At 60.2% G+C, this 12,277-nt stretch carries 8 protein-coding genes; 6 read left to right on the forward strand and 2 right to left on the reverse strand.

All coding sequences use genetic code 11. The annotated features are described in order from the left end of the window. Positions 1–45 precede the first annotated feature (45 nt). A complete protein-coding gene (ettA, locus tag HU811_RS18370; protein ID WP_047230152.1) occupies positions 46–1,710 on the reverse strand; it encodes an energy-dependent translational throttle protein EttA in 1,665 nt (554 codons plus the stop codon). A 271-nt stretch (positions 1,711–1,981) separates the two neighbouring features. Between ettA and HU811_RS18375 the strand changes: the two genes are divergently transcribed. From HU811_RS18375 to HU811_RS18400, 6 genes are all read left to right on the forward strand, one after another. Then, positions 1,982–5,830 (forward strand): bifunctional diguanylate cyclase/phosphodiesterase, encoded by a 3,849-nt coding sequence (locus tag HU811_RS18375; RefSeq protein ID WP_186657346.1) that lies wholly within the window; start codon positions 1,982–1,984, stop codon positions 5,828–5,830. A 224-nt stretch (positions 5,831–6,054) separates the two neighbouring features. Beyond that, positions 6,055–7,308: a serine hydroxymethyltransferase gene (gene glyA / locus HU811_RS18380; protein WP_092402391.1), complete on the forward strand. Its 1,254-nt coding sequence runs from the start codon at positions 6,055–6,057 to the stop codon at positions 7,306–7,308. Positions 7,309–7,508: 200 nt separating this feature from the next. Next, entirely contained in the window at positions 7,509–8,039 is a 531-nt protein-coding gene (locus tag HU811_RS18385) for a hypothetical protein (RefSeq protein WP_186657347.1), read from the forward strand. A 294-nt stretch (positions 8,040–8,333) separates the two neighbouring features. Beyond that, the gene (locus tag HU811_RS18390) at positions 8,334–9,647 is read left to right on the forward strand and encodes a C4-dicarboxylate transporter DctA (protein ID WP_092402385.1); all 1,314 of its coding nucleotides are present in this window, start codon (positions 8,334–8,336) and stop codon (positions 9,645–9,647) included. Positions 9,648–9,706: 59 nt separating this feature from the next. Then, positions 9,707–10,411 (forward strand): FadR/GntR family transcriptional regulator, encoded by a 705-nt coding sequence (locus tag HU811_RS18395; RefSeq protein ID WP_186657350.1) that lies wholly within the window; start codon positions 9,707–9,709, stop codon positions 10,409–10,411. A 22-nt stretch (positions 10,412–10,433) separates the two neighbouring features. Further along, on the forward strand, positions 10,434–11,153 hold the full coding sequence (locus HU811_RS18400) for a GntR family transcriptional regulator (RefSeq protein WP_437179495.1): 720 nt from the start codon (positions 10,434–10,436) through the stop codon (positions 11,151–11,153). On the opposite strand, the gene yjiA is transcribed toward HU811_RS18400, so the two are convergent. After that, positions 11,145–12,113: a GTPase gene (yjiA, locus tag HU811_RS18405; RefSeq protein ID WP_186657353.1), complete on the reverse strand. Its 969-nt coding sequence runs from the start codon at positions 12,111–12,113 to the stop codon at positions 11,145–11,147. The two genes, HU811_RS18400 and yjiA, sit on opposite strands and share 9 nt — an antisense overlap. Between the last annotated feature and the right edge of the window lie 164 nt (positions 12,114–12,277).

Below are 12,277 nucleotides of genomic sequence, written 5' to 3' on the forward strand. Positions count from 1 at the left end.
ATCGCGAGCAGGCTCGCTCCCACAGGGGGTTTGTCGCTGGTCTGATCAGGCCAGCTTCTTGTGCCTTACGCGGTGCGGCTGGGCAGCCGCTTCGCCCAAGCGTTTCTTGCGATCGGCCTCGTACTCGGTGTAGTTGCCTTCGAAGAACACCGCTTGCGAGTCGTCTTCGTACGCCAGGATGTGGGTCGCCACGCGGTCGAGGAACCACCGATCGTGGGAGATCACAATCGCGGCGCCTGGGAAGTCCAGCAGGGCTTCTTCCAGGGAACGCAGGGTTTCGACGTCGAGGTCGTTGGACGGTTCGTCGAGCAGCAGGACGTTACCACCCTCCTTCAAGGTCAGTGCCAGGTGAAGACGACCGCGTTCACCGCCGGACAGGTCTTTGACGAACTTCTGCTGGTCGCCGCCCTTGAAGTTGAAGCGGCCCACGTAGGTGCGCGACGGAATTTCATAGTTGCCGATGCGGATCTGGTCGGAACCGTCGGAGATCTGCTGGAACACGGTCTTGCTGCCGTCCAGGTCTTCGCGGCTCTGGTCGACGCAGGCCAGTTGCACGGTTTCGCCGATTTCGATGGTGCCCGAATCCGGTGTTTCCTTGCCCATCAGCATGCGGAACAGCGTGGATTTACCCGCACCGTTACCACCGATCACACCGACAATGGCACCTTTGGGCATGGCGAACGACAGGTTGTCGATCAGCACGCGGTCGCCGTAGCCTTTGGTGACGTTCTTGAATTCGATGACCTTGTCGCCCAGGCGCGGACCGGCCGGGATGTAGATCTCGTTGGTTTCACTGCGCTTCTGGAATTCCTGGGACTGCATTTCCTCGAAGCGTTGCAGACGTGCCTTGGATTTGGACTGGCGGGCCTTGGCGCCTTTGCGCACCCACTCCAGTTCTTCCTTCATGGCTTTTTCATGGGCCGACTGCTGCTTGGATTCCTGGGCCAGACGATCGGACTTGGCTTCGAGCCAACCCGAATAGTTGCCTTCGTAAGGAATACCCGCGCCGCGGTCCAGTTCCAGAATCCAGCCGGCGACGTTGTCCAGGAAGTAACGGTCGTGCGTGATCGCGACCACAGTGCCCGGGAAATCGTGCAGGAAGTGTTCGAGCCAGGCGACGGAATCGGCGTCCAGGTGGTTGGTCGGTTCGTCGAGCAACAGCATGTCCGGCGCCGACAGCAGCAGGCGGCACAGGGCCACACGACGCTTTTCACCACCAGACAGGTGTTCAACCTTGGCATCCCAGGCCGGCAGGCGCAGCGCATCGGCGGCGACTTCCAGCTGGCGATCCAGGTTATGGCCATCGCTGGCCTGCAGGATCGCTTCGAGCTTGGCCTGTTCGGCGGCCAGCTTGTCGAAGTCGGCATCCGGCTCGGCGTAAGCTGCGTAGACCTCGTCCAGGCGCGCCTGGGCATCCTTGATCACGCTGACCGCCTCCTCGACCACTTCACGTACGGTCTTGGTCGGATCCAGCTGAGGCTCTTGAGGCAGGTAACCGATGTTCAGATCCGGCATCGGACGGGCTTCACCGTCGAATTCGTTGTCGACACCGGCCATGATTTTCAGCAGCGTGGACTTACCCGAGCCGTTGAGGCCCAGTACGCCGATCTTGGCCCCGGGGAAGAACGACAGTGAAATGTTTTTCAGGATTTCCCGCTTCGGCGGAACAACTTTGCTCAGCCGATGCATGGTGAAGACGTATTGAGCCATGGTGAACCTAGCGTCAGTGACAGGTGAAAAGAACGGGCCAGGCCATGCGCGGCGCCGGCGCTTGACGGTGATCAATGCCGGCGGGCAGGTTAAGCCTGGGGGATCGGAGCTTGCGCGCTCTTGTTTGACCGGCAAAGCTACCTCAACCATCGGTCAAGGTCCAGCCACCAGGGGCTGGCACTTTGCCACAAGTCAAGGCATGCTAGCCGCCCTTTGGGCGTCCGGCTTATAGTGCACGTCGCGCCAGTCCAGCAAACTGCAGGATTACAGCTTGTCCAATGTCACGCCGACCCTGTCCCCACGCGCACCAACTGCTGCGAGCGGCTCGCCCCTGCGCGGGACACTGAAGAGTGCGCTGGCCACGTTGGTGCTGTTGTTACTCGGGCTGCTCTTCTGGCAGTTGCTTGACCAGTTGCGCGAAACCCAGCAGCAACAGCGCCAGTACACCATCGATTACACCGCCGACCTGGCCGCGCAAGTCAGCCTGAACATGGCTTTGAATGCGCAGATCGCCCTCAACCTGCTACCGATCGTCGAACAACCGCAGAGCGCCGACGAACAGCAGGCCCTTCTGCGTAAACTCCAGCAATCGTTGCCCGAGCTACGCAGCCTGGCGTTGCTGAGCCCTTCCGGTCGGGTGCTCAGCGACAGTGATCCTGCCAGCCACGATGCCGATTACCTGGCAGAGCTGGTACGGCGCAGTCGGGCCCAAGCGCACTATTTCAGCAATGCCGACGACGGCTCCGTGGTGCATCTGTTGTTGCACCAGGCCAGTGGCAGCAGCCGTGGCTATTGGGCCCTGCGCCTGACGCCAACCTTCTTTTCGACCCTGACCAAGCAGGCCGATACAGGCATACGCCCACTGTGGCTGGTGGAAAACCGGCTCAACCAGCAAATCATCAGTCGGGATGAAAGCCTGCCCTCGGCCAACCCTACCCGGCTGTCCCCGGATGATCTGAGCAACACCGTACTGACCGTGCCGCTGAGCAGCAGCGACTGGCAATTGCGTGGACTGTTCGACCGGCACCAGGTGCTGGAGCAATTGCTGCCGGCCTTCATCGGCAAATGCCTGCTAGGCCTGGCGTTTTCAATGCTGCCGGTGATCGCGCTGTTGAGCATGCGCCGTCGTCAGCGCCAGTTGCACGAGGGCCGCCGGCGCTACCAGGATATTTTCGAAGGCACCGGCGTCGCGCTCTGCGTGCTGGACCTGTCGAGCCTCAAGGCGTTTTTTGAAAGGGCCGGCCTGCGCAACGGCGACCAGTTGCGCGCCTGGCTGGCCATCCCTCACCAGCTTGAACAACTGCAGCAGGAAGTTCACGTCACCGAGGTCAATCAGATGGCGTTGAAGCTGCTCAACGTCAACTCCTGCGAACGGGCGTGGCAACTGTTGGTCGGCAATGCAGCCCAGGACAACAATCCCGTGGGTTCGAAGCTGCTCGAAGCACTGCTCGACCCGCACAAGCAGTTGGAGCTGGAAATCCAGCTGCAGGATGCCCACGGCCGTGATCAACACCTGTGGCTGGTGCTGCGCCTGCCGGAAAAACAGCAGGACTACAACGCCGTCATTCTGAGCATCAGCGACATTACCAGCCGCAAGTTGATCGAACTCTCGCTGCTCGAACGCGAAGGCTTCTGGTCCGATGTGGTGCGCACCGTGCCGGACCATCTCTATGTGCAAGACGTGATCAGCCAGCGGATGATCTTCAGCAACCATCACCTGGGACAGACCCTGGGGTACGACCGCTCTGAACTGCACCAGATGGGCGAATACTTCTGGGAAATCCTGCTGCACAGCGAAGACGCCGACCACTACCACAACTTGCGCCAGGCACAACGCCAGGCCGGGTATGCGCACCTGCTGCAATGCCAACTGCGCTTTCGCCATCGCAATGGCAAATGGCGGCGCTTCGACATTCGCGAACAAGCCCTGGCCCGGGACCGGCACGATCAGGTGACACGCATCATCGGCGTAGCCAAGGACATCACCGAACAGATCGAAGCCAGCGAATCACTGCGCGACAGCGAACAACGTTACCGGATGCTCGCCGAAAGCATCAGCGACGTGATTTTCTCCACCAACAGCAAGCTTTCGCTCAACTACGTCAGTCCCTCGGTGCAAGCGGTGCTGGGCTATAGCGCTGACTGGATATTCCAGAACGGCTGGCAATCGACCATCGCCAACCCGCAACAACTGACTGGCATCTACACCTTGATGGATCGGGTCAGCAAAGCCCTCGACAAGCCTGAGCAACTGGCCGAGTTGCGCAACCAGATGCAGACCCAGCTGTTTCTGTTCGACTGCCTGCGCGCCGACGGGCGCAAGATTCCCATCGAGCTGCGGCTGGTACTGGTGTGGGATGACCACGGCGCGTTCGAAGGCGTGCTGGGCGTAGGCCGTGATATCAGCCAACAAAGACGCGCCGAAAAAGACCTGCGTATGGCCGCCACGGTATTCGAGCATTCAACTTCGGCGATTCTGATCACCGACCCGGCCGGTTACATTGTCCAGGCCAACGAAGCCTTCAGCCGCGTCAGCGGTTATGCGGTGTCGCAGGTGCTGGACCAGTTGCCCAACATGCTGACCGTGGACGAGCAGCAGGAAGCCCACCTGCGCTATGTGCTCAAGCAGTTGCAGCAACACAGCACCTGGGAAGGCGAGGTCTGGCTCAAGCGCCGCAATGGCGAGCACTATCCGGCCTGGGTCGGCATCACAGCGGTGCTGGACGATGAAGGCGACTTGGCCAGCTACGTGTGCTTCTTCAGCGACATCAGCGAACGCAAGGCCAGCGAACAGCGCATCCATCGCCTGGCCTATTACGACGCGTTGACCCACCTGCCCAACCGCACGCTGTTTCAGGACCGCCTGCACACCGCGCTGCAATCGGCCGAGCGCCAGAAAAACTGGGTCGTGCTGATGTTTCTCGACCTGGACCGCTTCAAGCCGATCAACGACTCCCTGGGCCACGCCGCCGGCGACCGAATGCTCAAGGAGATGGCCACGCGGCTGCTCGGCTGCGTGGCCGACGACGACACCGTGGCGCGCATGGGCGGCGACGAATTCACCCTGCTGCTGCAACCTCGCTCCAGCCGCGAAATGGCGCTCAACCGGGCGATCAACGTGGCCGAGCAGATCCTCGCCAGCCTGGTCCGCCCCTTCGTACTGGAAGGTCGGGAGTTCTTCGTCACCGCCAGTATCGGTATCGCCCTGAGCCCTCAGGACGGCAACGAGCTGAGTCAGCTGATGAAGAACGCCGACACGGCCATGTATCACGCCAAGGAGCGCGGCAAGAACAACTTCCAGTTCTACCAGGCCGACATGAACGCCAGCGCCCTGGAACGACTGGAGCTGGAAAGCGACCTGCGCCACGCCCTGGAGCAGAACGAGTTCGTGCTGTATTACCAGCCACAGTTCAGCGGCGACGGCAAACGTTTGACCGGCGCCGAGGCCTTGCTGCGCTGGCGCCATCCACGACGCGGGCTGGTGCCGCCAGGGGACTTCATCCCGGTACTCGAAGAGCTCGGCTTGGTGGTGGACGTCGGTGACTGGGTGATCAGCGAAGCCTCTCGGCAGCTCAAGGCCTGGCACCAGGCCAAGGTCCGAGTGCCGAAAGTCTCGGTCAACATTTCGGCCCGGCAGTTCTCCGACGGCCAACTCGGCACGCGCATCGCCAACATCCTGCGCAGCACCGGCCTGCCACCGGCCTGCCTGGAACTGGAACTGACCGAAAGCATCCTGATGCGTGAAGTCAGCGAGGCCATGCAGATTCTGGCCGGGTTGAAAAACCTGGGCCTGAGCATCGCCGTGGATGACTTCGGCACCGGTTATTCGTCCCTCAACTACCTCAAGCAATTCCCCATCGACGTGTTGAAAATCGACCGCACCTTTGTCGATGGCCTGCCATCCGGCGAACAGGACGCCCAGATCGCTCGGGCGATCATCGCCATGGCCCACAGCCTCAACCTGGCGGTGATTGCCGAAGGGGTCGAAACCCACGAACAACTGGACTTTCTGCGCGAACACGGCTGCGATGAAGTCCAGGGCTACCTGTTCGGCCGCCCGATGCCGGCCAGCCGGTTTGAAGCGCAGTTCAGCAATGAAGCGCTGTTCATGCTCGACTGAAAGCTTGTGCTGGCTGGGCGGGCCTCTTCGCGAGCAAGCCCGCTCCCACAGGGGAACGCATTTCAAAATGTGGGAGCGAGCCTGCTCGCGAAGGCGCCAGTCCGGGCATCGCTGAATTGCGCGTGAATCCCATTCGTCCGCGACATGACGTCCTTTCATATGCCTTCCAAAACCGGTTGGGTTAGAATGCCCCCCTTTTCTGCCCCCGATCCTTGAGGACCGCCATGTTCAGCCGTGATTTGACTATTGCCAAGTACGACGCCGATCTCTTTGCCGCCATGGAGCAAGAAGCTCAGCGCCAGGAAGAGCACATTGAGCTGATCGCTTCGGAAAACTACACCAGCCCCGCGGTGATGGAAGCTCAAGGCTCGGTACTGACCAACAAGTACGCCGAAGGCTATCCAGGCAAGCGCTACTACGGTGGTTGCGAGTTCGTCGACGTGGTCGAGCAACTGGCCATCGACCGCGCCAAGGAGCTGTTCGGTGCCGACTACGCCAACGTTCAGCCCCACGCCGGTTCCCAGGCCAACGCCGCCGTCTACCTGGCGCTGCTGTCGGCCGGTGACACCATTCTGGGCATGAGCCTGGCCCACGGCGGTCACCTGACCCACGGTGCCAGCGTCTCGTCCTCGGGCAAGCTGTACAACGCCATCCAGTACGGCATCGACGGCAACGGCCTGATCGACTACGACGAAGTCGAGCGCCTGGCGCTCGAGCACAAGCCGAAAATGATCGTGGCCGGTTTCTCCGCCTACTCGCAAATCCTCGATTTCCCGCGTTTCCGCGAAATCGCCGACAAGGTCGGTGCCTACCTGTTCGTGGACATGGCGCACGTTGCCGGCCTGGTTGCCGCTGGCGTCTACCCGAACCCGGTGCCATTCGCCGACGTCGTCACCACCACCACCCACAAAACCCTGCGCGGTCCACGTGGCGGCCTGATCCTGGCTCGTGCCAACGCCGACATCGAGAAGAAGCTCAACTCCGCCGTATTCCCGGGCGCCCAGGGTGGCCCGCTGGAACACGTGATCGCCGCCAAGGCGATCTGCTTCAAGGAAGCGCTGCAGCCTGAGTTCAAGGCTTACCAGCAACAAGTGGTGAAAAACGCCAAGGCCATGGCCAGCGTGTTCATCGAGCGTGGCTTCGACGTAGTGTCCGGCGGGACCGAGAACCACCTGTTCCTGCTGTCCCTGATCAAGCAGGACATCTCCGGCAAAGACGCCGACGCTGCACTGGGCAAGGCGTTCATCACCGTGAACAAGAACTCGGTGCCCAATGACCCACGCTCCCCGTTCGTCACCTCCGGCCTGCGCTTTGGCACCCCGGCCGTGACCACTCGTGGTTTCAAGGAAGCCGAGTGCAAGGAACTGGCTGGCTGGATCTGCGACATCCTGGCGGACCTGAACAACGAAGCGGTCATCGACGCCGTTCGCGAGAAGGTCAAGGCAATCTGCAAAAAGCTGCCGGTATACGGCGCTTAATCAACCCCGCTAAACCTCAGTAGAAAAGGCCTCCATTGAAAGATGGGGGCCTTTTTCATGGGCGCAGACAACTGACTCAAACAACTAACCCCATATTTATCTAACGTCTTGCAATACACACACCACCACCAAGAGCCGATAAACCAATAACATCGCGGCCTAACTGCACACTTACTAAACCCAACGAGGAGTTGAATCACATGGACAGTGATCAATCTTTTAACGCAACACTTCGAATGTTTGACGCCCATGTCAATCTGCTTGAAATACTTCATGGCAAACCGGCGATGGCCGCCGTGAGTTTATTCAGCGGTGGCTTTTTTACCGGTCGCCCACAAACCCATGACCACTCCAGCCTGCTCGGCATGCGCCCCAAAAATCAGGGCCACTCCAGCAACCCGTTGAAATTGCATTTGCGACACACCTCGGACGGCTACAGCCTGGTCATTAAAAATACGGGGGAACATGAAAACAAACTTATCGGTAAACGCTGGCTTGAGGTTCTGGGCGCACAGGACTCCGGCACGGATGATCCGATGCTCTTTACCCTCGTTGATCATCAGAACAACGCCATCACCCGGAAGAATATTTCCACGCCGCATTTACCCGTCTCGCTCATGACAAAAAATAAAAAATATATCGGCGGATTGAAAGTTCGAGGCTCGCCTTACCTTTATCTCGCCGAGACAGAAGAAAAGTCGAAAGTGACGTTCATCCTGAGTGTTCTTTAAAGAATCTATCGACAACGTTGTGGCGAGGGGGCTGATCCCTCGTCACACGGTGCTGTGGCGCACTGCTTGCCACTGACAACTTTTTTCACCGCAACAAACGGCTCAAGCACAAGGGTTTCGCTCCAACTGGTAAGACCGGTCATGCCAAATCTCAGCAAATCAGCTTGCACAGCCGCCAAAACCACGCCTAGACTGCGCCTGCACTGGACAAACCGGTAAGACCACAATAATGAAGTCCTGACGCCAACAGCTCTATTGACGGCGAAAAAGGACACCGAACCAGGAATACCTCCCATGCTCAAATGGTGCTCGCGTTCGATCTTCCTTCAAGTTGTCCTCGGATTGGTGCTCGGCATCGTCTGTGGACTGACCCTTCCCGAATACTCCGCACAGCTCAAACCCCTCGGCGACGGCTTTATCAAGCTGATCAAGATGCTCATCGGCCTGATCGTATTCTGCGTGGTAGTCAGCGGTATCTCGGGGGCCGGAGACCTCAAGAAGGTCGGGCGCATCGGCCTCAAGTCGGTCATCTACTTCGAAGTATTGACCACCATTGCGCTGGTCATCGGTCTGGTGCTTGCCTTCAGCACCGGCATCGGCAGCGGTGCGAACATCCATCTGGAACAACTCTCCAGCGCGGACATGGGCGATATCGCCCAGCGTGGCGAGCATCTGGTCACCACCACCCAGTTCCTCATGAACCTGATCCCGACCTCGGTGCTCGGGGCCTTCGCTGAAAACAACATTCTGCAAGTGCTGCTGTTCTCCGTGCTGTTTGGCAGTGCGCTGAACCTGGTGGGCGATGCAGCGTCCGGCATCTCGCGGTTGATCAACGAACTCAGCCACGTGATCTTCCGCATCATGGGCATGATCGTACGTCTGGCCCCCATTGGTGTCTTCGGAGCCATTGCCTTCACCACCAGCAAATATGGCCTGGACTCGCTGCAACACCTGGGCAGCCTCGTGGGCCTGTTCTACCTGACCTGCATCGCCTTCGTTGCGCTGATCCTCGGTCTGGTGATGCGTGCCTCGGGCCTGCCGATGTTGCCGTTTCTCAAATACCTGCGTGAAGAGCTGCTTATCGTGCTCGGTACCGCCTCTTCCGACGCTGTGCTGCCACAGATCATGCGCAAGCTAGAACACCTGGGAATCGGCAGCTCCACCGTCGGCCTGGTCATCCCGACCGGTTACTCGTTCAACCTGGACGGCTTTTCGATCTATCTGACCCTGGCGATTGTGTTCATTGCCAACGCCACCGGCACACCTCTGGCGATGAGTGATTTGCTGACCATCCTGCTGGTGTCATTGATCACCTCCAAGGGCGCCCACGGAATTCCCGGCTCGGCGTTGGTGATACTGGCTGCCACACTGACGGCGGTCCCGGCGATCCCGGTGGTGGGTCTGGTGCTGGTACTGGCCGTGGATTGGTTCATGGGCATCGGCCGCGCCCTGACCAACCTGATTGGTAACTGTGTTGCCACGGTAGCGATTGCCCGCTGGGAAAAAGATATCGATGTGCCTCGGGCGCGCAAGGTACTGTCCGGCCAACAAGGTTATGCCTTCCAGACCAGGAAGCCGGTAGGCACTGCCCATCAGCAGCAATTCTGAAAGACTGCGGTGCCGGTCCGCGAACCGGCACCGCCTGATTGATTTTCGAGGAGTCACCCGTGATCAGTTCATCAACCGTCGTCAATTCCGTGGTGGAGAAACTACGTGCCGCCCTCGCCCGGGGCCAATGGCGCTCGGGCGACATGCTACCCGGCCAGCGCGAGCTGGCCGAACAATTGGGCATCAGCCGACCAAGCCTGCGTGAAGCGGTGATTGTCCTGGAAACTCTGGGTCTGGTGCGTTCGATGCCCGGCAAGGGCGTCGTGGTGCTGGAGGCCAGCTTCGCCGACACCGCCAGTGAAGGCAGCGCCATGGCCGGCGCGAGCCTGGAGGACGTGCTGCAACTGCGCTACACCCTGGAGCCTTTCATCGTTGGCCTTGTGGCGCAATCCATCAGCAGCAAGGAGGTCGGTCAGTTACGCCTGACCCTCATGGACATGCGCGAAGCGTTGGAGGCCAACGACAGCGACGCCTGCGCCAACGCCTACATTGCCTTCCATGAAGAGTTGTTTGCCTTGACGTCCAACCCGATATTTCAAAACGTGGTCCAGCAGACCAGCAACGCGCTCAAGCAAAGCGCCGATATGTTGCGCAATTCACCCCAGCATCTGGCCGAACGCCTGGAGGAAAACGAAGCCGTGGTGCGCGCCATACGCGGCAAGAACAGCGCCCAGGCCAGCACCGAAATGCGCCGGCATATCCTCAGGGAAGGCCAGCGCATGGGCATCGAACTGAACATTCCGGACGACAACCTCGGCACTTGAGCCACGCCCTGCGGAGACCGCCATGAACATCCTCATGCCCCACCCGAATCAGCCTGAGCGCAACGTGCTCGCGTCCCTGTCGCTGCCCGGTCGGGTCGGCAAACCGTCGGTGGACGATATCTACCCGCAGATTTTCGACGCCATCCTCGAACAACGCATTGCTCCGGCCAGCCGTTTCACCGAGGAAAGCCTGGGGGACGTGTTCGGGGTCAGCCGCAGCATCATTCGCCGTGTCCTGGCGCGCCTGTCTCACCAGCAAGTGGTGATCCTGCGGCCCAACCATCGGCCCCAGGTGGCGGCACCGGACCTGGAGCAGACCCGGCAAATCCTGCATGCCCGACGCCTGGCCGAGCAGACCCTGGTGCGCCTGGCCTGCAAGGCGCCGCAGCCCAAGGACCTGCAGCGCCTACGCGATCTGGTAGAGCACGAGCGCCAGTGCCTGGATCGCGGCGAGCGCGGCCCGGCGATTCGTCTGTCCGGCGAGTTTCACCTGCAATTGGCGGCCATGGCCGGAAACGCGCCGTTGGCGCAGTTTCTCGGCAGCCTCGTGCCATTAACCTCGCTGGCCCTGGCGCGGCATGAAGTCAAGTCCCGCAGGCATTGCGCCTGGCAGGAGCATTTGGCGATCGTAGACGCGATGGAACGTGGCAACGTTGATCAGGCGTTGCAACTGATGAGCGAGCACCTGGACCATCTTGAGCAAAAGCTGCTGATGGCCGCAGGCACCGGGACGTCAAAGTAGCGCAGCTTCGAAGCCTGCACGGATCTTCTCTTCGGGCAACTCGTCGGCGATGAACACAATGACGCTCTCCCGGGCTTCGTCGGGCGCCCATTCGGTGTCCCAATCAAAGCCGTACAGTTTGAGTACGCCCTGGAACACCAGTCGACGGGATTCGCCAGCGATGTTCAGTACCCCCTTGTAGCGCAGCAGCTGTTTACCATGCTCCTCCAGTAACTGGTTCATGAACTCGCTGAGCTTGTCGATATCCAGCGGTTTATCGGTGCGAAGCACGAGGCTGCTGATGCGGTCTGCGGTGCTTGCCTTGCCCACCGGTCTCAGGCTGAACCCCGCCCCCAGGTCTGCGTTGAGATTGAAGCCGCGGATGTCGAGCAGTTCGGCCAGATCGATCTTGCCGTGTTCCACCACCCTGATCGGTGCCCTTCGGTTGATCCGCGTCAGTCGTTCGCTAAGGGCTTGGACATGGGCGGCGTCCACCAGATCGGTCTTGCTCAGCAGCAGACGGTCGGCAAACCCGACCTGGGCCTGGGCAATGGCCTGGGTCAGGTGGATCTCGGCGTGAGCGGCGTCCACCAGGGTCAGGATGCCATCGAGGATGTAGCGCTTGCGCAGGTCCTCATCGATAAAAAATGTCTGGGCCACAGGGGCCGGATCGGCCAGACCGGTGCATTCGATCACCAGGCGATCAAAGGCAATTTCGCCGCTGTCCAGCCGTTCGAGTAGCAGGTACAGGGCTTTGGTCAGGTCAGTGTGAATGGTGCAGCACACGCAGCCATTGGCCAGGGTCATGACCTGCACCGGCTCATCGCCCAATAGCTGGGTATCGATGCCGGCATCGCTGAATTCATTCTCGATCACGGCGATTTTCAGGCCGTGCTCGGCCTTGAGCAAATGACGCAAAAGCGTGGTCTTGCCGGCGCCGAGGAAGCCGCTGAGGATGGTGACCGGGATGGGAGAGGACAACGTGATTCTCCTGTTGCGAAATTAAAAGAAGAGCACAAAACCAAGATGGAGGCGAGGCAAACTGTTCCGACGCCTTCGCGAGCAAGCCCGCTCCCACAAGGTTCTGTGGTGTATGCAAATCCCGAGGCCATCCTAAAACAACTGTGGGAGCGGGCTTGCTCGCG

The sequence above is a fragment of the Pseudomonas tehranensis genome, from assembly GCF_014268615.1.
Lineage (GTDB): Bacteria > Pseudomonadota > Gammaproteobacteria > Pseudomonadales > Pseudomonadaceae > Aquipseudomonas > Aquipseudomonas tehranensis.

Excerpts from the sequence above, each read along its gene's own strand:
- ettA (WP_047230152.1), bottom strand. The coding sequence starts at position 1,710 with ATGGCTCAATACGTCTTCACCATGCATCGGCTGAGCAAAGTTGTTCCG.
- glyA (WP_092402391.1), top strand. The coding sequence starts at position 6,055 with ATGTTCAGCCGTGATTTGACTATTGCCAAGTACGACGCCGATCTCTTT.
- HU811_RS18385 (WP_186657347.1), top strand. The coding sequence starts at position 7,509 with ATGGACAGTGATCAATCTTTTAACGCAACACTTCGAATGTTTGACGCC.
- HU811_RS18390 (WP_092402385.1), top strand. The coding sequence starts at position 8,334 with ATGCTCAAATGGTGCTCGCGTTCGATCTTCCTTCAAGTTGTCCTCGGA.
- HU811_RS18400 (WP_437179495.1), top strand. The coding sequence starts at position 10,434 with ATGAACATCCTCATGCCCCACCCGAATCAGCCTGAGCGCAACGTGCTC.